The sequence below is a fragment of the Mesobacillus harenae genome, from assembly GCF_013343715.1.
Classification (GTDB): domain Bacteria; phylum Bacillota; class Bacilli; order Bacillales; family Cytobacillaceae; genus Mesobacillus_A; species Mesobacillus_A harenae.
On sequence record NZ_JABUNR010000004.1, the window covers coordinates 23376 to 44975 of the forward strand.

26 protein-coding genes are annotated in these 21600 nt (G+C 39.8%); 17 read left to right on the plus strand and 9 right to left on the minus strand.

What is annotated here, in order from left to right:
- Nucleotides 1-31 precede the first annotated feature (31 nt).
- The 3 genes from proC to HRJ06_RS05935 all read left to right on the plus strand — a co-directional run bounded on the left by proC (nucleotide 32) and on the right by HRJ06_RS05935 (nucleotide 2288).
- Entirely contained in the window at nucleotides 32-856 is an 825-nt protein-coding gene (proC, locus tag HRJ06_RS05925) for a pyrroline-5-carboxylate reductase (RefSeq protein WP_174730339.1), read from the plus strand.
- 143 nt (nucleotides 857-999) lie between these two features.
- Nucleotides 1000-2031, plus strand: coding sequence for a sporulation integral membrane protein YtvI (ytvI, locus tag HRJ06_RS05930; RefSeq protein WP_174730342.1), 1032 nt, complete (start codon nucleotides 1000-1002; stop codon nucleotides 2029-2031).
- Nucleotides 2032-2108: 77 nt separating this feature from the next.
- Complete coding sequence (locus tag HRJ06_RS05935; protein ID WP_174730345.1) at nucleotides 2109-2288, plus strand: H-type small acid-soluble spore protein; 180 nt, start codon at nucleotides 2109-2111, stop codon at nucleotides 2286-2288.
- A gap of 461 nt (nucleotides 2289-2749) precedes the next feature.
- Here the strand turns inward: HRJ06_RS05935 and HRJ06_RS05940 are convergent, their stop codons facing one another.
- Nucleotides 2750-3322: a YitT family protein gene (locus HRJ06_RS05940; protein ID WP_174730348.1), complete on the minus strand. Its 573-nt coding sequence runs from the start codon at nucleotides 3320-3322 to the stop codon at nucleotides 2750-2752.
- 170 nt (nucleotides 3323-3492) lie between these two features.
- On the minus strand, nucleotides 3493-4791 hold the full coding sequence (locus HRJ06_RS05945; RefSeq protein ID WP_174730351.1) for an NCS2 family permease: 1299 nt from the start codon (nucleotides 4789-4791) through the stop codon (nucleotides 3493-3495).
- Nucleotides 4792-4961: 170 nt separating this feature from the next.
- Here HRJ06_RS05945 and HRJ06_RS05950 point away from each other — a divergent pair, with 170 nt between their 5' ends.
- The 4 genes from HRJ06_RS05950 to HRJ06_RS05965 all read left to right on the plus strand — a co-directional run bounded on the left by HRJ06_RS05950 (nucleotide 4962) and on the right by HRJ06_RS05965 (nucleotide 7686).
- Nucleotides 4962-5141, plus strand: a complete 180-nt coding sequence (locus tag HRJ06_RS05950) for an H-type small acid-soluble spore protein (protein ID WP_174730354.1) — start codon at nucleotides 4962-4964, stop codon at nucleotides 5139-5141.
- Between the two features lie 260 nt (nucleotides 5142-5401).
- Nucleotides 5402-6235 (plus strand): aldo/keto reductase, encoded by an 834-nt coding sequence (locus HRJ06_RS05955; protein WP_174730358.1) that lies wholly within the window; start codon nucleotides 5402-5404, stop codon nucleotides 6233-6235.
- Nucleotides 6236-6458: 223 nt separating this feature from the next.
- Nucleotides 6459-7073, plus strand: a complete 615-nt coding sequence (gene wrbA / locus HRJ06_RS05960; protein ID WP_174730361.1) for an NAD(P)H:quinone oxidoreductase — start codon at nucleotides 6459-6461, stop codon at nucleotides 7071-7073.
- 352 nt (nucleotides 7074-7425) lie between these two features.
- A complete protein-coding gene (locus HRJ06_RS05965) occupies nucleotides 7426-7686 on the plus strand; it encodes a GlsB/YeaQ/YmgE family stress response membrane protein (protein ID WP_174730364.1) in 261 nt (86 codons plus the stop codon).
- A 126-nt stretch (nucleotides 7687-7812) separates the two neighbouring features.
- Here the strand turns inward: HRJ06_RS05965 and HRJ06_RS05970 are convergent, their stop codons facing one another.
- Nucleotides 7813-8730, minus strand: a complete 918-nt coding sequence (locus HRJ06_RS05970) for an RluA family pseudouridine synthase (protein ID WP_174730367.1) — start codon at nucleotides 8728-8730, stop codon at nucleotides 7813-7815.
- A gap of 199 nt (nucleotides 8731-8929) precedes the next feature.
- Here HRJ06_RS05970 and HRJ06_RS05975 point away from each other — a divergent pair, with 199 nt between their 5' ends.
- The 8 genes from HRJ06_RS05975 to HRJ06_RS06010 all read left to right on the plus strand — a co-directional run bounded on the left by HRJ06_RS05975 (nucleotide 8930) and on the right by HRJ06_RS06010 (nucleotide 17252).
- The gene (locus HRJ06_RS05975) at nucleotides 8930-9328 is read left to right on the plus strand and encodes a DUF5365 family protein (RefSeq protein ID WP_174730370.1); all 399 of its coding nucleotides are present in this window, start codon (nucleotides 8930-8932) and stop codon (nucleotides 9326-9328) included.
- Between the two features lie 387 nt (nucleotides 9329-9715).
- Nucleotides 9716-10267 (plus strand): Rossmann-fold NAD(P)-binding domain-containing protein, encoded by a 552-nt coding sequence (locus tag HRJ06_RS05980; RefSeq protein ID WP_174730373.1) that lies wholly within the window; start codon nucleotides 9716-9718, stop codon nucleotides 10265-10267.
- Between the two features lie 26 nt (nucleotides 10268-10293).
- Nucleotides 10294-11835: a bifunctional GNAT family N-acetyltransferase/carbon-nitrogen hydrolase family protein gene (locus HRJ06_RS05985; protein WP_174730376.1), complete on the plus strand. Its 1542-nt coding sequence runs from the start codon at nucleotides 10294-10296 to the stop codon at nucleotides 11833-11835.
- 121 nt (nucleotides 11836-11956) lie between these two features.
- On the plus strand, nucleotides 11957-13702 hold the full coding sequence (locus HRJ06_RS05990) for a phospho-sugar mutase (protein ID WP_174730378.1): 1746 nt from the start codon (nucleotides 11957-11959) through the stop codon (nucleotides 13700-13702).
- A 210-nt stretch (nucleotides 13703-13912) separates the two neighbouring features.
- Nucleotides 13913-15031 carry a histidine kinase gene (locus HRJ06_RS05995; RefSeq protein WP_174730381.1) on the plus strand — a complete coding sequence of 373 codons (1119 nt, stop codon included), beginning with the start codon at nucleotides 13913-13915 and terminating at the stop codon, nucleotides 15029-15031.
- A gap of 11 nt (nucleotides 15032-15042) precedes the next feature.
- Entirely contained in the window at nucleotides 15043-15684 is a 642-nt protein-coding gene (locus HRJ06_RS06000) for a response regulator (protein WP_174730384.1), read from the plus strand.
- A 138-nt stretch (nucleotides 15685-15822) separates the two neighbouring features.
- A complete protein-coding gene (locus HRJ06_RS06005; protein WP_174730387.1) occupies nucleotides 15823-16026 on the plus strand; it encodes a hypothetical protein in 204 nt (67 codons plus the stop codon).
- A complete protein-coding gene (locus HRJ06_RS06010; RefSeq protein WP_174730390.1) occupies nucleotides 16023-17252 on the plus strand; it encodes an MFS transporter in 1230 nt (409 codons plus the stop codon). The genes HRJ06_RS06005 and HRJ06_RS06010 overlap by 4 nt, the downstream gene beginning before the upstream one ends.
- A gap of 98 nt (nucleotides 17253-17350) precedes the next feature.
- Here HRJ06_RS06010 and HRJ06_RS06015 read toward each other — a convergent pair whose 3' ends face one another.
- Nucleotides 17351-17605, minus strand: a complete 255-nt coding sequence (locus tag HRJ06_RS06015; RefSeq protein WP_174730393.1) for a YhdB family protein — start codon at nucleotides 17603-17605, stop codon at nucleotides 17351-17353.
- 238 nt (nucleotides 17606-17843) lie between these two features.
- Here HRJ06_RS06015 and HRJ06_RS06020 point away from each other — a divergent pair, with 238 nt between their 5' ends.
- Nucleotides 17844-18179: a DUF3889 domain-containing protein gene (locus tag HRJ06_RS06020; RefSeq protein ID WP_174730396.1), complete on the plus strand. Its 336-nt coding sequence runs from the start codon at nucleotides 17844-17846 to the stop codon at nucleotides 18177-18179.
- Between the two features lie 70 nt (nucleotides 18180-18249).
- Nucleotides 18250-19656, plus strand: a complete 1407-nt coding sequence (locus tag HRJ06_RS06025; RefSeq protein WP_174730399.1) for a SpoVR family protein — start codon at nucleotides 18250-18252, stop codon at nucleotides 19654-19656.
- Between the two features lie 63 nt (nucleotides 19657-19719).
- On the opposite strand, the gene HRJ06_RS06030 is transcribed toward HRJ06_RS06025, so the two are convergent.
- From HRJ06_RS06030 to HRJ06_RS06050, 5 genes are all read right to left on the minus strand, one after another.
- Nucleotides 19720-19923, minus strand: coding sequence for a hypothetical protein (locus HRJ06_RS06030; protein WP_174730402.1), 204 nt, complete (start codon nucleotides 19921-19923; stop codon nucleotides 19720-19722).
- On the minus strand, nucleotides 19913-20098 hold the full coding sequence (locus tag HRJ06_RS06035; protein WP_174730405.1) for a hypothetical protein: 186 nt from the start codon (nucleotides 20096-20098) through the stop codon (nucleotides 19913-19915). Before HRJ06_RS06035 ends, HRJ06_RS06030 begins: the two co-directional genes overlap by 11 nt.
- A 15-nt stretch (nucleotides 20099-20113) precedes the next feature.
- Nucleotides 20114-20980: a permease gene (locus HRJ06_RS06040; protein ID WP_174730409.1), complete on the minus strand. Its 867-nt coding sequence runs from the start codon at nucleotides 20978-20980 to the stop codon at nucleotides 20114-20116.
- A 10-nt stretch (nucleotides 20981-20990) separates the two neighbouring features.
- On the minus strand, nucleotides 20991-21182 hold the full coding sequence (locus HRJ06_RS06045) for a hypothetical protein (protein ID WP_174730412.1): 192 nt from the start codon (nucleotides 21180-21182) through the stop codon (nucleotides 20991-20993).
- 74 nt (nucleotides 21183-21256) lie between these two features.
- On the minus strand, nucleotides 21257-21583 hold the full coding sequence (locus HRJ06_RS06050) for an ArsR/SmtB family transcription factor (RefSeq protein ID WP_174730415.1): 327 nt from the start codon (nucleotides 21581-21583) through the stop codon (nucleotides 21257-21259).
- Nucleotides 21584-21600: the final 17 nt, after the last annotated feature.

The window sequence follows — 21600 nt, forward strand, 5'->3', positions numbered from 1 at the left end:
CACTGATTAGTTTACATAGGAGGTTAACAGATTGGGAGAAAAACAAGTCGGCTATATTGGCTGCGGTAAAATGGCGCAGGCCATGATTGCTGGAATGATTAAGTCAAAGGTCTACAAACCGGATCATATCATGGTGAGCGCACTGACTGATCACACATTAGCATTGGTAAAGGAACGCTTTACCATAAGAGTAACTAGGGATAATAAAGAGGTTGCACGTGAGTCGGATCTAATTATTCTTGCTGTTAAGCCTGGTCAGTACGAATCTATTCTATCTGAAATTAAGGATGAGATTGGCCAGAGCATAATTATCACGATTGCCGTTGGTGTAACTCTGGGCCAAATAGAAAATCATCTTGGCAGAGAGGTAAAGGCTGTTCGAACAATGCCCAACACCCCTTCACTTGTCGGTGAGGGAATGAGTGCAATTTGTCCGAATCAATCGATGACTGCGGAAGAAACCAAGGATGTACTTAGGCTTTTTAACTGTTTTGGCAAAACCGAAACTGTAGTTGAAAAGAATATGGATTTAATACCGGCTATCAGTGGGTCTTCACCTGCTTATGTTTATATGTTCATTGAGGCTATGGCAGATGGCGGTGTCTTGCAAGGAATCCCTAGAGACCAAGCATACAGGCTTGCCGCCCAGGCAGTACTAGGTGCTGCAAAAATGGTCTTGGACACAGGGGAGCATCCAGCAAAACTAAAGGATGATGTGTGTACACCTGGAGGGGCGACAATAGAAGCAGTAGCCTCATTAGAGAAGACAGGATTCCGCACTTCAGTTATTACAGCTATGGAAAAATGCACGGAAAAATCGAGCAGACTACATAATCAAGCTGAAAAAGGGTCATAGTGCTACAGCAGGACATCACCCGCCAGCATAGAAAGAAGAAAAAGAATGAGGGAATAGCTGTTTTTTATATCAAAAATTTAATAACGGGTTTATAATCTTCTTATCTTTAATCATTCTAAGGTTAACAAGGAGAATAAACATTCGTGTGGAAAAAGTGGAGTTTACTGGCGATAGCCGCAGCGTTAGGACTGTTCATTATACCCTATAGCTTTCCGTTTATATTTGCATTCTTGACAGCAATTATGTTCGAGGGAACTGTACAGTTTTTCAAGAGTAAAATCGGGTTCAGAAGATTGCATGCTGTTACGTTTGTGTTTATTAGTTATGTTGTGCTGCTGTCCGTGCTAGGTTTTAAATTGATTTCAGTAATTGCTGAACAGGCCGTAACACTGTCCCAGCAAACGCCTTTCCTTATCAGGGAACTTAATTTGTCTGTTATCAAGCCCCTAATAAGCGAATGGGAGTTTTATTCAAAAAGCTTACCAGCGGATGTTAGCCAATCTGTAGAGAACTCTATTCAAATGAATATCGAATCGTTCGAACTTTTCGTTCAAAGCGCCCTTCAAACTCTTTTAAATATGATTGCAGGAATTCCAGGGTTTCTAATTGAGTTTCTTATATACCTGATCGCATTATTTTTATTCAGTAAGGAACTGCCTCGTCTTAAAGAAAAGGTTTCTTCTTTTATGACAGAACAGACTAGGAGCAGGGTGTTTTTAGTTGCCAGGCAGCTGAATAAAGCAGGGATTGGGTTTATCAAGGCCCAAATTATTTTGAGCTTTATTACTTTTGTTATGGCATTCACTGGTTTAAGTATATTAGGCGTTTCTTATACTGTCATTCTGTCTTTACTCATTGTTGTTGTCGACATTTTGCCTATTCTAGGAACAGGATCTGTGCTGGTTCCCTGGGCGGTTGTTGCAATCTTTCAAAACAATACTTTTCTTGGCATTGGGTTAACTGTTTTATTTTTTGTCATCACGGTTGTCCGAAGAATTATAGAGCCAAAAATATACTCTTCAAATCTGGGTATTTCACCGCTAGCCTCGCTTGTCAGTATGTTTATTGGATTCAAACTGTTGGGCTTTAGCGGACTATTTATCGGTCCCGCCTTGGTTATTATTTTTGATACTTTAAAAAAGGCGGAGGTTTTCAAGCTTGATTTTAAAATTTAGCTTCTCCTGTTATTTTACGGATAGAACAGTTTGAAATAAGACACATTATATCTGTAAAGAAAAGGAGGAAATGAAGCATGAACACTGGCAGAGCGAAGGAAATCCTGGAATCTCCAGAGATTATTAATGTGACCTACGACGGGCAGGCTGTTATCATCCAGCATGTTGATGAACAGACAAAAATGGCCCGAATATATACAAAGGAACAACCCGATAAAGAAAAGGATGTTCCTGTTTTGAATCTAATTGAAGAATAGCTTAACTACTCTGAGAGAATAAATACTTTCTCTCTTTTTTTATGTTCAGATTTTTGGTCAATAGGAAGATATTATTTCTGTATAGCCTTAGGAATTTTATCTTTCTAATATCAGCGCCTGGCTAATTGTCATCGATGTTTAAGCCTCATTAAGCATCTTGCGCAGAGATGCATAGGCTTCTGGCGGCTCGAGATCGTATATGAATTACTGAAGGGAGCATTCCAGGGAAGTTTTGCTTTCCAATTCCCTTCTAAGTACCTTTTAAGCAAACAGAGCTGTCGTGAAAGGAAGAACTCCACATAATGTGGTAAGGAAATTTGGATTTAATGGATGATGTAGGTCCAATAAAATGCGGAGGTTAAATATATCCTGATTTTTACTGAGGAGTACTTGAAAAGATTATAAGATTACGGATACTCTCAAAAGATAAGCCTTTTTAAAAGCCTCGTTTTTGATTTTTCTCAGTTTAAGGTGTGTTTTTTTAGACAAAGACTAGTCATTAACCCAACAAAAAGTATGGTTATAGAGGAATATAGAAACTTTTCCAGACCAACCACATTTATTCCACTGAAAATCACTAAGCTGTCTATGAAAAAAATTAATACACCAATATTGATCAAAAGCACTTTACCAAGAAGCTGAGCTAATAAGTCTGTACCCCCTGTACTCATTTCATATCGAAGCATCAAACCGATTCCACACCCAACTAAAATGCCGCCAAGAATTGCGCTAGGGATAATTCCCAATGGAATTGTTATATACAGACTAGAGAAAACATCGATGAAAAAACTCGATATAACCAGCCCGTAAATACTGTAATAGAAATATTTTCTTTCAAAGATCCACGCCAAAATATAAAGAGGTAAACTTAGACATATTATAGAAATCCCTACAGGAAAACCCCACCAATAATGGACTAAAAGCCCAAGCCCGATTACCCCACCATCTAATAGCTGATGCGGTACTAAAAAGGCGTTTACTCCTATACCGAGCAGCACACTGCCAACCAGTACAGCAATTATCTTTTCCCTCATTTCGAGCCACCTGCCATTCCCTCTGTATAAGGTTATGAAACAGGCTTGTCTTTAGAATTAAAATAGAGAAAAATTAGCAACCAAAAAAAGAACCCGGAGTCCGAGTTCTTTTTGGGGTTTACCTAGGCGTTAAAACTGCTCCCATTGTTTGACGTTTTACACTTGTTTTATCAATGGGGCAGAAATGCGAGCTGATAAAAGAATAGGACAGCAAATAAGTAAAGCAAAGGATGAACTTCACGCCATTTGCCTTTCACTACTTTTAAGAGCGGATATGAGATGAAACCAAGTGCAATTCCTGTAGCAATGCTGGAAGTAAGCGGCATGCTTAAAATGATAAGAAAGGCTGGAAAGGCTTCATCAAGTTCATTCCAGCGAATATGTGAAATGCTTCCCATCATTAAGCTTCCGACAATTATCAGTGCAGGAGCCGTAATTGCCGCCAAGCCAGATACTGCTCCAACCAGCGGTCCAAAGAAGGCAGCCAGTATAAACAAAATGGAGACGGTTAATGTCGTTAATCCGGTTTTCCCTCCAGCAGCAACTCCAGAGGATGACTCAATATAGGCAGAAGTAGGACTGGTTCCAAACATTGCACCAATCGTCGTAGCGATCGAGTCAGAAAGCAGCGCTTGTCTTGCGCGTGGCATTTTATTGCCCTTCATAAGCCCTGCTTGCTGAGCTACGCCGATCATAGTGCCTGTTGTATCAAAAATTGTGACTAATAGAAAAGAAAAGACAACAGCATAAAGGCTGTGCTGAATGACCTCGCCAATTGCTGCAACCGGGTCTAAAACAATTAAGCCTTCTGGGAGAGAGGGCAAGGAAACAAACCCAGCATCAAAAGACAGATGGCCTGTCAGAAAAGCAATAAATCCAGTCACGGCCATTCCGAAAAATAAAGCGCCATTTACATTAAGTGTCATTAGAATTAGGGAGACCGCAAGACCTGCTAAAGCAAGCAATGCCTGAGGTTCATGAAGGTCTCCAAGTCCTACAAGATTAGTGGGATGGTCAGTAATAATCCCCGTCATTCGAAGGCCGATAAACGCAATAAACAAGCCAATACCTGCCGTAATACCATGCTTTAAGTTCTCAGGAATGGCTTCAATTAAAATTTTTCGAAAGGGAGTTAAAGATAGGATGGTAAAAATAACACCCGCGATAAAGACAGCAGCAAATGCTGTTTGATAGGTGATGTCACCATTCCCGACTACCGAATAGGCGAAATATGCATTTAGTCCCATTCCAGGGGCTACTGCGATTGGATAATTAGCAAATAACGCCATCCAGAGTGTTCCAGCCACTGTGGCAATGATAGTTGCTGTAAAAACCTGTTCAAAAGGAACTCCAGCATCGGCTAAAATAATTGGGTTAACGACAACGATATACACCATCGTTAAAAAAGTTGTAATCCCCGCAATAATTTCTGTTTTAGCTGTGGTTCCGTTTTCCTTCAATTTAAACATAGAGTTACCCTCCAGATACGAACGATTTGAATCACATGTAATATATTATTCGTTTTATTTTGATTTATCAAGCCTTGGATTGATTGTTTTTGTGCTACGCATTTCATTTATGGATAAAAACCTTGTATATCACAAAAAATAAACGGAAATAAGACTTAGGAGTGAATCAAGTGGATATTAATCGAGTAAAGCAAATTCTTTCTTCATCGGGAGAGATCGATGTACAGTACAATGGTGCTTCTGTTTGGATCGATAAAGTCAATGAAGATGGAAGAACAGCTACTGTCCATTTAAGGGGTCCATTAGAAGAGCGTACTATCGTTGAAATAACAGAACTTGAAGAGGTTTAATGCAAGGGCCGCTCTGTACAGAGTGGCTTCTTTTTTTTTTAGTTAGTAAGAGTCAAGCCCAATTTTATAAAGATTATAAAATAAAGTTTTGGACAAATTTAATGCGGGAAAAAAGAGACCACAGCCAGAAAATACCGGCAAAAAAGCCGTTTATCATAAATGGAGCGACTGTCCTAGTTTGGGAACAGTCGCTTTTTAATTTTGTACCATAGTGTAGGCTTTGATAAAATTAATATAGCAGGAATTGGAGGAGAAGAAATATGGCAGAAAACATGAAGGAAACGACAATATTACATAATAGCGTTGAAATGCCGAAATTCGGCCTGGGGGTATATAAGGTAGAAGACGGCCTTCGGGTGGAAGAAACCGTTAAGAGTGCTCTTCAAATCGGTTACCGTTCGATTGATACAGCCTCTTTTTATGACAATGAAGAAGGAGTTGGAAAGGCAATAAAGGCAAGCGGAGTTCCAAGGGAAGAACTCTTTATAACAACAAAGGTTTGGAATACTGAACAGGGATACGATAGCACTTTAAAAGCTTTCGATGAAAGCATGAAAAAACTAGAGCTGGACTATTTAGATCTTTACCTGATTCATTGGCCAGTAAAGGACACGTATCTTGAAACATGGCGCGCACTTGAAACCCTTTACCGGGAAGGCAGAGTTAGAGCAATTGGAGTAAGCAACTTTAAGATCGAGCATCTTAATGACCTATTGATGAATGCTAAAGAGAAACCAGCAGTTAATCAAGTGGAGCTTCATCCACACTTAACTCAGCTGGAGCTAAGGCAGTTTTGTAAAACTCAAAATATAAAAGTAGAGGCTTGGTCCCCACTTGCAAGGGGCCGGATACTTAATGAACCTTTGCTTACTGAAATTGCTTTAAGCCATGGAAAAACACCCGCTCAGATAATCTTAAGATGGCACCTGCAAAATGATATTATCATTATTCCGAAATCAGTAACGCCCGCTCGATTAAAGGAGAATTCGGAAATTTTCGATTTCCATCTCAATCAGGATGAAATTGAAAAAATCAATCAAATGAACAAAAATCAACGATACGGCTCAGATCCAGACAGCTTTGATTTTTCTTGATAGCAACAATTGGAGACCAAAACCAGTTTTAATTTTTGGATAGGTTTTGTATTTTACCCCATTTTACAGAAGCATAAAAAATATCTCAGATTAAGAATAATTTTGATATTCCCGTTTTTCCTTTTTTAGAGAGGGAAAAGGAGATAAGTGGATGACAAAAGTGGGCTGCTATGAATTATTAAGCAGGCCACTGTAAACTTATTTTCGAAAGGGGATATTTTTTATGGGAAATGTAAATCTTGCAGTTATTTATTACAGCTCAACAGGGACAAATTATCAACTTGCTAAGTGGGCGGAAGAAGGCGGAAAAGAAGCAGGGGCTAATGTAAAGGTATTAAAAGTGAATGAGACGGCCCCTCAAGAAGCTATAAACTCCAACCCTGCGTGGAAACAGCATCTTGAAGAGACTAGCAATGTACCAACAGTATCTAACGATGACTTAGAATGGGCAGATGCTATTATTTTCAGTGTGCCGACAAGATTTGGTAATCTGCCTGCTCAACTGAAGCAGTTTCTTGATTCGACAGGGGGCTTATGGTTTAACGGAAAACTTGTAAACAAGGTTGTGAGCGGTATGTCCTCGGCTCAAAACCCACACGGAGGACAGGAACAGACGATTACTCACTTATACACCACAATGATGCACTGGGGGGCAATTATAGCAACCCCAGGTTATGCGGACGAATCTGTGTACGCAGCTGGGGGCAACCCTTACGGAACCTCCGTCACAGTTGATCAGGATGGAAATATGAAAGAGGACGTAAGCGAAGCCGTGAAGTATCAGGCAAAGCGGACTGTTCAAATAGGAAAATGGGTTAAAACAGGTATGAACGAGTAAATAATGAACAAACTAAAGGACGGGCACAGCTCGTTCTTTTAGTTTTAAAAAAACCGATATTTTAACTGACTTAAAAGCAGAACACTATTGGAAATCTCTGAGAGTATGTTTTAACTTTGTGTGTACGTGGTATCTTAACTGTACAGGCAGTTCACAGAAACTGTAGGAAATGTATCGCCCTTTTTCTTGAAAATTGATTGTTTGTTAGCTGCAGCTGAGAAATAGTTTAGAGATTATGAAAAAGGGAAATAAAGAATTACGTTGGTAATTAAGCAACGCGGCGGTACAGTGTATTGCAAAGAACTGCTTAAAAAAACTAACACTACAACAATGTTTTAAGGAGGAATGAAAGATGTTAGGATTTCTTTGGGCACTAATTATAGGTGGTATTATAGGTTGGTTAGCTGGAATGATTCTAGGTAAAGATATTCCAGGTGGTATTATAGGTAATATTATTGCTGGTTTCATTGGTGCATGGGTTGGTTCTGCACTGCTTGGAGATTGGGGACCAGTAGTAGCTGACTTTGCGATAATTCCTGCGTTAATTGGTGCAATCGCATTAGTATTTATTGTCAGCCTTGTTCTTAAAGGTATGAGAAAATCAACTGACTAACTAACGTAATAATTTATAGAATAAACAAAAGCACTCCCGTAAAGGAGTGCTTTTGTTTGCTTTTAATATAATTTAAAATCGTATCCACATAATCCGGTGCTTTTAGGTCTAACAATCATTAAGTGCTCATAATGAATCCGGTTCAATACCTTGGAATATTGGCGGGTTATCAAGGAAGGGTGCGATACATATGATCGTTTCTTTCGTTAAAGGGTGAGAGAATTCTAGCTTTGCAGCATGAAGGGCCTGGCGTTTAAAAACAGCTGTACCGCCATACAGCAGGTCACCTGCAAGCGGGTGTCCAATAGTGCTGAGATGCACTCTAATTTGATGGGTACGGCCGGTACCAAGAGTACATTTAATAAGGGTTAAATTGTCTTTTTTAAAGCTCTTTAGTACTTCGTAATGGGTGACGGCCTTTTGTCCGCCTGTTGATACTCTTCTTCGGGTAGCATGGTGCCGATCCCTTCCTATAGGTTTGTCAATGATCCCTTTTTTTTGTTTAATCACACCTGTAGCTAATGCAAGGTAGGTGCGTTTTATATTACGTTCCTCAAGCATTTTATCCATTATAGATCCTGCAAGTGCATTTTTAGCAAACAAAATAGCGCCTGTTGTATCACGGTCAAGACGGTGGATATGACGGATATGACGAAACTCTCCTTTTGCCTGCAAGTAATAGGCAGCTGCATTAGCAAGTGTATTTGTCTGGTTTTGTTCGTTCGGGTGGGTATCAATGCCAGCAGGCTTATTGAACACGATCAAGTGGTCGTCCTCATATAGGACGTGGATGTCCTGAAATCTCGGGATTAAGCCAAATTCTTCTTCCTGAAAGAGCTTTAGTTGTAGTTTTTCACCTTGTGCAAGCCTCTTTGTCCAATCAGGGACATGCCCGTTAACTTGTACCCGCTTTTCCATTCGAAATAGATGGGTAAGTTTTTTCGGTGCTTTCCATACATCACGGAATAAGATTTCTAGAGTATATGTAGTCCACTCTGCTGGAATGGATATTTCATACCAATCCCCTTTTCGGGCTGTTTGCATATTTCTTAGCTCCTTTTGGCTTATCAGCGGTTTTTCACTTTCTATTTTTATCCTTTAAATGGCTTAGACAGGTCTTCAGTTTCTTGTCAACTTTTACCTTGCTATGGGCATAATTACCACGCAATTTTGAAGTGGTAATATGTTATTCTTTATATATATATACAGCATGATTACAAAGGTTTAAAAGGTGGGTTCATCAGTGAAGGTTGTTTTTGCATCAACACCAGGGCAGGAAGAAAAAATCATGGAACTTACAAGATATTTTTACACAAATGTTCTTCCACTCTATTTTTCAGACAATGATATTTTAGAATTTGAACGCGTTAAGGTCTTACATATGACAAGAGAGCATTTGGACAACTTTAGCACACTGGGAGACGCATTTAAAGTTTTGACGAGCCTGCAAACTGTTATTTCCATTTTGGAATCAGCTTCCTTTAAAAATAAGTATGAGCCGATTTTCCAAAAGAACGCCCAGACATTAAGAGAGTATGGCATTTGTTTCCCTTTTTCATTTGAGCAATTTTCAGAAGTGAATTATATGCCTGGTGAGTTAATCAGTGTTTATACTAAAGTGGCTAACAGTATGTTAGTCTAAAATAAACGCCTGCAGCCATTCTGCAGGCGTTTATTTTGTACTTCTGTTATGATAGCAGAAGCGCTCCTTGTTAGACTTGATCAACGTTTCTCTATGAGTTGTGAGGGATAATATTATCCTTATCAGCTTATTTAAATCGCATCTGTCTTGTCAGAATAACGTCAAGAATAGCCTTCCTATCAATAACTATTTTATTGTTATGATATTTGAATTATAATTAAAAGCTATGAGGCTTTAAAGTCTGGTTTTGTTAAAGCCTTTGTGTTAATGATTTCCAATGCAGACATTCGCTTTCCGGGGAATCCGATCCAATTATCGCAGCCGCAAACGAACATGAACTTTAACGTTTGCTATGGTTAAATAAAAGCTTTTATTGGGGGAAAGGTAATGGCAAAGCATACCCTGGTTATTGGTGGCACCGGAATGCTGGGCGGTGCCGTTAAACAACTGGCTGAAAGCGGAAATCAAGTCAGTGTAATCGCTCGGACACAGACAAAATATATAAAAATGATAGACAGCCATAATATAGAAGCTTCAAAAGTTACGTTCTACTCAGCAGATTACGGCCTGCTTCATGATTTTAAAGAACAGGTTAATCAAGCTGTTATGGAGCAGGGAGACATTACACTTTGCATTACTTGGATGCGGAGTAATGCGCTACCAAGCTTTCGATGGATTCAAGCATTTCTTTTAAAGCAACAGACTACTGGAGTACTCTATGAAATAAAAGGCAGCTCAGCTTCGAAAGAATCTTTTAAAGCTTCTAAAAGCAGTTATAGCTTTCGGAGAATAACTTTAGGCTTTGAGCTTAATCAGGGACACAGTCGTTGGCTTACGAATGATGAGATATCAGACGGTGTACTTGAGGCAATCCAGCTTCAAAAAACTATCTATACGATAGGACAAACGGAGCCCTGGGAAAAAAGGCCATCATACTGATTTATAAATTGAAGGAGGGGATCGACATGTCTGAAGAACTAGATTTGACTAAATATGAGAAGAAAATGGTTATCCGAGGAATGGAAAAGAAGGATATAGCAGAGATTTTTGCCTTGCAAAAGGCATGTTTTCCAGGTATGGCACCATGGAAGAAGGAACATTTAGAGAGTCATCTTAATATATTTCCTGAAGGGCAGATTGTAGCTGAGTATGAGGGTGTTATAGTCGGATCCTGCTCTTCTCTGATTATTAACTTTGATGAATACGATGATCGGCATACTTGGGATGATGTAACTGATAATGGCTATATTACAAACCACGACCCCGATGGTTATAATTTATACGGAATTGAGGTAATGGTACACCCTGAGTTCCAAAGGATGAAGCTGGGCCATCGTTTATATGAGGCTCGAAAAGAGCTGGCGCGTCAGCTCAATTTGAAAAGTATCATATTAGGCGGCCGGGTTCCAAATTATCATCTTCATTCGCAGGAAATGACACCTAGAGAATATGTGGACCAGGTCACCTCTCACAAGTTATATGATCCGGTGCTTTCCTTTCAGCTCCGTAACGGATTCACACTCATGAGGATAAATCCAAACTATCTTCCAGACGATACTCAGTCTAATAAATACGCTACATTGATGGAATGGAATAATGTTGATTACAGGCCTACGACTAAAAGGTTTTATAAAACAGCATACCCGGTCCGGATTTGTGTTGTGCAATATATGATGAGGCGGATAAAATCATTTGAGGACTTTGCACATCAGGTGGAATACTTTACGGATGTTGCTTCTGATGCAGGTTCTGATTTTGCGGTCTTTCCCGAGATTTTTACAACTCAGCTAATGTCCTTTTTAGATGAAAAGACACCTTCTTTAGCCGTGCGGAAACTAACAGAATACACTGAACAGTATATTGAGTTGTTTACTGATTTAGCTGTCCGGTATAACGTGAACATCATCGGCGGTTCGCACTTTGTTAAGGAAGATGATGATGAGATATACAACATTGCGTATCTATTCCGCAGGGATGGGACAATTGAAAAGCAGTACAAACTTCACATTACACCGAATGAACGCAGATGGTGGGGAGTCAGCCAGGGAGACGAAATAAAAGTATTTGATACTGATTGCGGGAAAATTGCAATTCAAATTTGTTATGATATTGAATTCCCGGAATTGGCGCGAATTGCAACAGACATGGGTGCAAGGATCATCTTTACCCCATTTTGTACCGAAGATCGTCAGGGCTATTTAAGAGTCCGGTATTGCGCGCAGGCACGTGCTGTTGAAAATCAGGTATACACGGTTATATCTGGTACTGTCGGAAATCTTCCGCAAACAGAAAACATGGATATTCAATATGCGCAATCTGGCATTTTTGCTCCTTCAGACTTTGAATTTGCCCGGGATGGAATTGTTGGAGAAACTAATCCCAATATCGAAATGGTGATGATTGGTGATGTAGATCTAGAGGTTCTTAGAAGGCAACGCCAAGGCGGAACGGTTATGCAGCTCAGAGATCGCAGGCATGACATTTATAGAGTGGAACACAAAAAATAATGAAAAGCTGGAGGCTCTCTTTGGGAGCCTCTGCATTTATTGAAAAACACCTAAATTATTCGTTCCCAATACGGCAAATTGTTTTATAATCTAATATATAACAGAAAACGGGAGGTAAGATATGAGTTGGAAACAGAAGGCAGACAGGTGGCTAAGTTTTGCTTCAATGGATGCAGATCTGAAAAATGAGCTGGATACTTTGAAAGACAATGATAAAATGCTTGAAGAAGTTTTTTATAAAGGCCTGGAGTTTGGAACAGGCGGGATGCGAGGAGAAATTGGCTCTGGCACAAACAGAATGAATCTTTATACTGTCCGGAAAGCATCTGCAGGGCTTGCAGCATATATTGAAGAGAATGGTGCAGAGGCAAAAAATAGAGGGGTTGTTATTGCCTTCGACTCACGCCATAAATCCCCTGAGTTTGCTATGGAAGCAGCTAAAACTCTCGCAACAAGAGGAATTCAAACATACATATTTGAAGAATTAAGACCGACTCCCGAATTATCGTTTGCTGTAAGGCATCTCAACGCATTTGCAGGAATTGTTATTACTGCAAGTCATAACCCTCCCGAATACAATGGGTATAAGGTATATGGACAAGATGGAGGACAGCTGCCTCCTGCTAGTGCAGATGTGGTCATCAAGAAGGTTAATGAAATTGAAGATGAGCTTGCTCTCGAAGTTATGCCTGAAGGACAGCTAAAGGAACAGGGGCTCATCCAAATTATCGGCGCTGAGGTCGACCAGGCATATCTGGAGAAACTGCTAACAATATCAGAAAATCCCGAGCTAGCTGAAGAAACCGATATCAAAGTGGTGTTTACCCCTTTGCATGGAACTGCAAATATCCCAGTGCGAAATGCCTTTTCAGCACTTAAATACAAGAATATAACAGTTGTGAAAGAGCAGGAGCTTCCTGATCCGGAGTTTTCAACGGTAGAGAGCCCGAATCCAGAGGAGCACGCTGCCTTTGAATTGGCAATAAGAGATGGCAAGAAAATATCCGCTGACCTGTTAATTGCAACGGACCCTGATGCGGATCGTCTAGGGATTGCTGTTCAAAACGAACAGGGAGATTATGTTGTTTTAACAGGTAATCAGACTGGAGCATTGCTGCTTCATTATATTCTCACTGAAAAGAAGCGTAAAGGGACATTACCTGAAAATGGAGTAATGCTTAAAACAATTGTGACTTCGGAGCTGGGAAGCCGGATTGCTGAAAAATATAATGTTGATACCATCAATGTATTGACCGGTTTTAAATTTATAGCTGAAAAAATTCAGGAATACGAAAAATCAGGTCAATATAGCTTTTTATTTGGATACGAGGAAAGCTATGGCTATTTAATCGGGAACTTTGCACGTGATAAAGATGCCGTACAGGCTGCTCTACTTGCAGCAGAAGTGAGTGCTTATTATAAATCAAAGGGGCTTTCCCTTTATGAGGCGCTGCTAGGTATTTATGAGGAATACGGTTATTATCGGGAAGGCCTCCAGTCGCTTACTCTTAAGGGTAAGGAAGGGGCAGAGCTTATTCAGAAAACGTTAGAGGAGTTCCGTTCAAAGCCGCTGACAGCCCTGGGGTCGTTGAGGGTTACGGCAATTGAGGATTATCTAACAGGAGTACGTCAAACTAAAGACGGGAAAGAAGAGAAAATAGACCTCCCATCTTCAAACGTAATAAAGTATTTCTTTGAAGATGGCTCTTGGACTTGCTTGAGGCCTTCTGGAACAGAACCAAAGATTAAATTTTATTTCGGTGTTAATGATAACACCCTTGAAGATAGTCAGCAAAAGTTAAAAACCTTGGAAGCTGCATTTATGGAAATTGTTAATGACAAAATGGGAACAGCCAGAGCGGATTAGTTCAGTTCGGGAATCAATCAGCTGAAAAAGGCCAAAACTGCAAAATGTGAAATCAATGTAAGAACCGAAGGGGGCTACCTCTTCGGTTTTTTACAATGATTTTGTTTTCTACGACTTTAGCCCGAGGGAAACTGAGACTATTTTAGAAGGACTGAACCAGGTCTGAAAGGCTATAATTAACTAAAGAAGTAATGGGGAGGAACCAGCTGGGTGGAAAAAAAGACTAGATATTTAGAATTGACTGTATTAAAGGAAATAGCAGAGCTTTTAAATGAAAGTACCGAAGTTTTAAAGCTGTTATCAGAAGTTTTGCAAAAGCTTCTTCATGTAACCGGGCTTGAAACGGGCTGGATTTTCCTTATAAATGAAAAAGGGGAATACCAGCTGGCTGCCCACAAATTCCTTCCCCCGGCACTTTCTATTCAAAATTATGAACCGATGTGCAGTGGGATGTGCTGGTGTATCGACAAATATAATAGGAACAAATTAGATAAAGCCACCAACATTATCGAATGTAAAAGAATTGAGGAGGCACTTGAAGAGCGACGCGGTGATACTCTTGGACTAACACATCATGCAACGGTGCCACTTAGGGCAGGCGAAGAGAAATTCGGAATTTTAAACGTCGGTTCCCCGCATAAGACTCATTTTATTGAAGAAGAGCTGGCACTCCTTGAATCAGTGGCATTCCAAATTGGAACCGCTCTAAAGAGAATTAATCTGTCCCATAGAGAACAGGAAACAGCACTGGCAGGGGAGCGAAACCGGCTGGCTCGCGATCTCCATGATTCCGTTAATCAGCTATTGTTTTCTTTAAGCCTTACAGCTAGAGCGGGTGTGGAAATGACCCCTGATGCGGATGTGAAACACACCTTTAATTATATCCAGGATTTGTCTCAGGAAGCTTTAAGTGAAATGAGGGCTTTAATCTGGCAGCTCCGTCCCGAGGGGCTTGAGAGAGGAATCATAAGTGCACTCAAGGGGTATGCACAGATGCTTGGATTATCCCTTGACACCACCATCACAGGGGTCTCGAATCTGCCCAGCATGGCAGAAGAAGCACTCTGGCGGATTGGGCAGGAAGCATTGGCCAATTGTAAAAAGCATTCAGGGGAGACCTCTGTTAGTCTTGTTCTAAAAATAAAGAAAAATCAGGTTACCATGATTGTTTCCGACAATGGCCACGGCTTTAATTATAACGTACAAACAGAAATTCCATCTCTAGGACTGCGAAGCATGAAAGAACGAGCAGAAGCATTGAATGGGAAACTAAAATTAAACAGTAAGCCTGGCAAGGGTACGGCTGTGACTGTTACGATTCCAATTTAGGGGGAAGAAAAATGGGGATAAGGGTACTAATAGCCGATGATCATCATGTAGTAAGAAGAGGACTGGTCTTTTTTTTGAAAACCCAAAAAGATATTGAAATTGCAGGAGAGGCAAAAAATGGGCAGGAAGCCGTGGAGCTGGCCAGGGCACTTAAGCCGGATATTGTACTAATGGATCTAGTAATGCCCTTAATGGATGGAATAGAGGCTACTAGCCTTATTAAAAAAGAATTTCCCGATATGAAGGTAATGATGCTCACAAGCTTTTCTGACCAAGAACATGTGATACCCGCTTTAGAGGCAGGCGCGTCAGGTTACCAGCTAAAGGATATAGAGCCAGACGAGCTTGTCCTTGCAATAAAAAACCTAATGAGAGGGGAGCATCAGCTTCACTCGAAAGTCACCGATCATTTATTGACTCACATGTCAAATCGACACCGTCAGGAAAAGAAACCAGCTGAAGAACTGACTAAGCGTGAACTCGATGTGTTAAAGGAAATTGCCAAAGGCAAGAGTAATAAAGAAATAGCAGCTTCGCTTTTTATAACAGAAAAGACCGTGAAAACACATGTATCCAATCTTTTAGCCAAGCTAGAATTAGCAGATCGGACTCAGGCTGCCCTTTTTGCTGTCAGGAACAACCTAGTGGAATAATCTGCAACTTTAGTTGTAGATGGCAGGTCGGAAGTTTAAGGCTAACTTATCATGAAAAGATCGGCCTTCGCGATGATGTGGAGGTAAGCTCCTGCTCTTATACTTTAGGTATCCAAACATAAGAGAGAGTGATGGGCGATGAACGTAGAAGTGATTAATGGCTATCCTGGAAAAGCAGCAAGAAGTGAATTTATCTCAGCTATAATTCCGCTTTTTAAAAATGAATTTGATTGGATACATTTTGATTTAGAGCAAATTTATCGATCGGATAAAGCCACGTATGGTTTGAAAAAGTATGTTAAGGGTTCGTTAGCAAAAATAACCTGGCGGGAATCACGATGAATATCTATAGGGACAGCCGATTTTATGCTGTTGTCGGAGCTAATATCTTTTCATCAGTCGGCACTGGGATTACGATGATTGGAATCCCATGGCTGCTAGTGTCCGGGGAAAATGGCGGAGCTTTATACGGGTACCTTACCTTGGTTATGACAGCAATTAATTTTGTTCTAACACCTGCAATTGGCCACCTCATTGATCGGGTTTCTCGCAAAAAAATTTTATTGACTGGAGAAGTGGGAGGGTTTATCTTAATAGCCCTGTTTAGTGTGGCAGGTTTTACAGGAGTTGATTATCACACTTGGCATTATCTTGTTCTATATGGAACAGGTTCATTATACTATAATGTTTTTTATCCTGCGTTTTTTGCCTTTAATCAGGAAGTCTTTCACCCGACACAATATAAACGATTAAATGGAGTAATGGAAATACAAGGACAGCTCTCTAGCGTTCTGGCAGGAGCGTTAGCTGCTGTATTAATAACTAAGGTTGGACTTGAGTGGCTGCTCGCTTTTGATGCAGCAACGTACCTTACAGCTGCACTGCTGATTTACTTAATCCCTTATGTGAATGTGAAGTCAGAGCCAAACGGTGTACAGTTCGGTAAAGAGCTGACAGAGGGTTTTAGCTATATGAAGGCAAACCCATTACTGTTTTGGTTCCTTTTTGCATCTTTCATGCCATTTATCGGGGTGATGGTCACTAATTATGTTTTCCCTGTCTACCTGGAAAGCGTCTTAAAAGCTGATGCCTCAGTTTACGGAATGCAAAGTATGGTTTATGGTATCGGAGCTGCGTTCGCTGGATTGGCAATTCCCTGGCTTACTATTAAATGGGGGAATGAGCAAGTGATGGTTTATACGGTATTTGCCTATATGGCTGCCATCTCGGCTGTGATTTTTGTTAAATCGATTCCTGTTTATTTTGTTCTCATCATCTTAATGGCGTTTGGGAATGCAGGAACCAGAGTAGCAAGGAACTCATATATGATGGAGAATGTTCCAAACCGAATAATTGGAAGAGTAGACAGTCTATTTAGAGGTATCGGGTTAGGCATGAGAATAATCTTAATTGCTATCTTTACGCAGTTAGCTGCGGGACATACTATTTCAAAAAGCTTTTATATCTTGAGTGCTATGATGATTTTCTCTTTTTGCATGGTCATCTTGACCTTCTTTTTATTACAAAAGCAAAAGAGCGCACTGCTACACCCTAAAGTAAGAGGATGAAGCATCTCAAATAAATTGCCCGAATGCAAATTAATACAAAGAACACGGCACCATATAAATGGCGCCGTGTTTTTTATTGGTGGAAATCCCTTACACCTTTAAGTCAGGCCTGGAACCATTGTTTCGATAAACTCATCTTCACTGCTTTCATTGGCATGGTCGATATATCGAAGCAGCGAGTAAAGCTGTTTTTCAATAACAGAATAATCCTTTTCAAAATTATAGGCATGGAGAAAATGTTCAATTTTTTTTGCTAAAAATTGATCTTTTGTCCTAACCATTAAGATCAATAAGTTATCCCATTGTGATCGGTGTGTGTAATAAAGAGCCCTGTCATAGTCTGCTTTCTTCATTTTCATCTCCTCCTTATTAGGAGTTGAAGTTAGTGTATGGAGAAAATCTTATTTTCCTCACTGTAAATGTTGGAGCGTGGTGCTAGTAAAGGACTTTCAACTTTTTCCTGTATAAAAAGAATGCAATTAGTCTGTAATTAGTGCGATATATTACAAAAAGATTTCAATTTGACGTTTTATACATACAAATTTCCGAAAAGAAGAAGCATATACGAGGAGGAAAACATCAGGAGGTATTATGAAAAAAACTTGGATATGGTTTGCAGTAATATTAACTCTTATTATTTTAAATAAAGGAATTTTATGTGATACAGCAAGTGCACAGCATCCGGACTTCCAGAGACACGATAAGATTCTGTCTGCAGCCGCCGAAATCATTGATTATCACGGTGAGTACCTTAAGGATTATAAGTACATGGGGAGAAAGCAAACCAATGGTGACAGGATCTCTGACTTATATCGTTTTAAAACTGTAAAGAATGGTAAGCAGGTACGAGTAACGCTTACTGCTACCTATGATTTACAGAAAGAAAAACTGCTGGACCTGAGTATAAGAGAAGAAGCACTGCAATAACTTAACAGAAGCGCTCATCTTTCCCTTTTTGCAGTCATACATTGTGGTAAGAGGAAAAGGGGGAGAGACGGTGACAGAAGACCAAAAGGCATTGCAAAATGCCATCTCAGAAATTACCGAGATTGCCAAAGGATTCGGTTTAGACTTTTATCCAATGCGTTATGAAATTTGTCCCGCTGATATTATTTATACGTTTGGTGCATACGGTATGCCCACAAGATTTTCTCACTGGAGTTTTGGTAAACAGTTTCATAAAATGAAGCTCCACTATGATTTAGGGCTTTCCAAAATATACGAACTTGTTATTAACTCTAATCCTTGTTATGCCTTTTTATTGGACTCTAATGCTTTAATTCAAAATAAGCTAATCGTTGCACACGTCCTTGCACACTGTGACTTTTTTAAGAATAATATGCGCTTTGAAAATACAAAACGTGATATGGTCGAAAGCATGGCAGCCACCGCTGAGCGAATCAGGCGTTATGAAGTTGAATATGGAAAACATGAAGTGGAAACCTTTCTTGACGCAGTTCTTGCAATAGAAGAACATATAGACCCATCTTTAATGAGGCCAAGACTCCCTTGGAGTATGGATGAAGAAGAAGAGGAAGAAGTCCCGGCAGCTACCCCATATGATGATTTATGGGATTTAGAATCTAAACCCGAACAGGCAACAGATCGAGTCAAAAAGAAAAAGAAATTTCCGCCGCGGCCTGAAAAGGACTTAATGCTTTTTATTGAAACCTACAGCCGTAGTCTGACGGATTGGCAGCGAGATATTCTCACAATGATGAGAGAGGAAATGCTATATTTCTGGCCCCAGCTTGAAACCAAAATTATGAACGAGGGCTGGGCGTCATACTGGCATCAACGGATACTAAGAGAACTGGATCTGACGAGCGGGGAAGCACTTGAATTTGCCAAGTTAAATGCAGGTGTCGTTCAGCCATCGAAAACGGGAATTAATCCCTATTATCTCGGTTTGAAAATCTTTGAGGATATTGAGGAAAGGTATGACAATCCGACAGAGGAAATGATCCGAAGAGGTGTCAAGCCGGGATCCGGACGGGAAAAAATGTTTGAAGTCAGGGAAGTTGAATCCGATATATCATTCTTACGTAACTATTTGACAAAAGACCTTGTGATGCGTGAAGATATGTACCTGTTTCAAAAGCAAGGAAGAGATTATAAAATAGTCGATAAGGGCTGGGAAAGTGTTCGTGATCAGCTTGTTAACATGCGTGTAAATGGGGGGTTCCCATATTTAACTGTTACGGACGGAGATTATCTTGATAACGGCGAACTGTACATTAAACATTGGTATGAAGGTATTGAGCTGGATGTTAAATATCTAGAAAAGGTATTGCCATATATTTCTCAGCTCTGGGGCAGGAAAGCACATATAGAAACGATTGTAGAAGGAAGAAATATGCTGTTTACAAGTGATAAAAAGGGACTTAGCAGAAAGTATCTTTAATTAATTTGAGAAAAAATGATAACCAAGGATGACCAAACATGAACACTTGATCATCCTTGGTTATTAACTTTCTTTCTTTAACTCATGATAGGCTGCTAAAAAGCTTTTATAGGTTTCTTGCCCGTATCGGCTTTTATCCATCCTAAAGAAAAGATCCATTGTAATTTGCTTAGCTGTCTCAATGGAACTGTTTCTGGAATTTTGGACTAGTTTTATATAGGAAATAAAATATTGCTTGCTTAGAGAACCTCCGTGATTAACTGTCATGAAGCAGGCTCCTTTCTGATGAAGATCCTAAAATTGGGTCTGTTGCACAACTTTTTGTATCTTTCATCTGATCAGACCCAGTTAAGGATTCATTTTCTTCAGCTACTGCTTCCCTAATGGTGATATGGCAGCAGTTGTTTTCTTTATCTGAACTTCTTTTTAAAAATTTAAACATTAGATCAGTCTCCTTTTAAATCAGGTAAAAGATAAAACCAGATATTGTTGACATCACAATGACAGACCCAATAAATGCAATAACTAGTTCAGTTTTGAAGATGGATTTTAAAAGAACGACCTCTGGCAGGCTTGCACCAGCAGAGCTGATCATCATTGCCATTACTGGTCCTAGAGCCATTCCTTTAACTATTAGTATTTGTGATATAGGAATCATGCTGGAGAGGCGGATATATAGAGGGATGCCGACTATAGCTGCGACTGGGATAAGCCACCATGAATCATGTCCGAACCATTCCGAGATGATTCTAGTTGGGACTAATCCATTAATCACTGCCCCAATTGCCGCCCCAGCCATTAGGTATGGATAAACGCTTTTAATTAAGGACCAGGTTTCCTTCAAGGCCAGAGACCAATTGAATCTTTGGCTTTTTTCCTCATAGCCGGTCATAATCACGTTTTTCACATACCGTTCAAATCCTAGTTTATCAAGAGAGAACCCGATTAAAATTGAAAAAAAGGCTGTGATAAACGTATATAGCAATGCGACCTTCCACCCCATAATTACCCCCATAATGGTTAAGATCGTAGGGTCAAGGACAGGGGACGAAAATAAAAACACCATCACGATTGAAAACGGAATTTTCTTTTTAAGCATGGTAACAACAATAGGAATGGTAGAACAGGAACAAAAGGGTGTGATAAAAGCGAAGACCACAGCTGCCAGGCTGGCGAGAAAATGATTCTTCCCAGTTAGTTTCTGTTCAATTTTCCCGTAAGGAATAAATCCTTGTAGAAGGCTAACTAAGAATGATATAGCAATAAATAAAGCAGTTAGTTCCAGTGCAATCAGCAAAAAGCTTTTAAGGGTTTCGAGCCACATGTTTTATCCCCTAACAAGCGCAATGACAGCTTGTTGTTGGATCGCAAGTCTGCTTCGCTGCTTTTTTATGAGAAACGAATTTCAGTGCCTTTTGAAACCAGCCTTCATTTTCAGTCGTTTCGTATTTCCAAGCTTCGCGTGCTGCTTTCTCAATTTCTTCCCTCTTTAATCTTGCGAGTGTTTCATAATCTTCATATAACATCTTAAACATCCCTTTCATCAAATTATTTTGATATATTAATCAATTAAAATTGATTTATAACCTTTAAATGAAACCTAGCAGCGGCTAGGTTTAAAAATGCAGCATAGCTCGGGAGACAGGAGGTGATTAAGTTCAGCTTCATTGATCATGTAATAACTCCAGGTGCCTCTCGTTTCTTTTATAATAAGCTTTGCGTCTAACAAAATTTTTAAATGATAAGATAATTTGGATTGCGGCATATCAATCAACTCGCTTAAATCGCAGACACAGCAAGAATTTTGCTGGGACAAAAGGTGCAAGATATGCAAACGCTTTTTATCAGCTAATGCTTTAAATTTAGCTTCATATTCTGAAAATGAAACTTCAGTTGATATATCTTTAACAGGGGAATGTTCTGACATGAAAACGCCTCCTTACA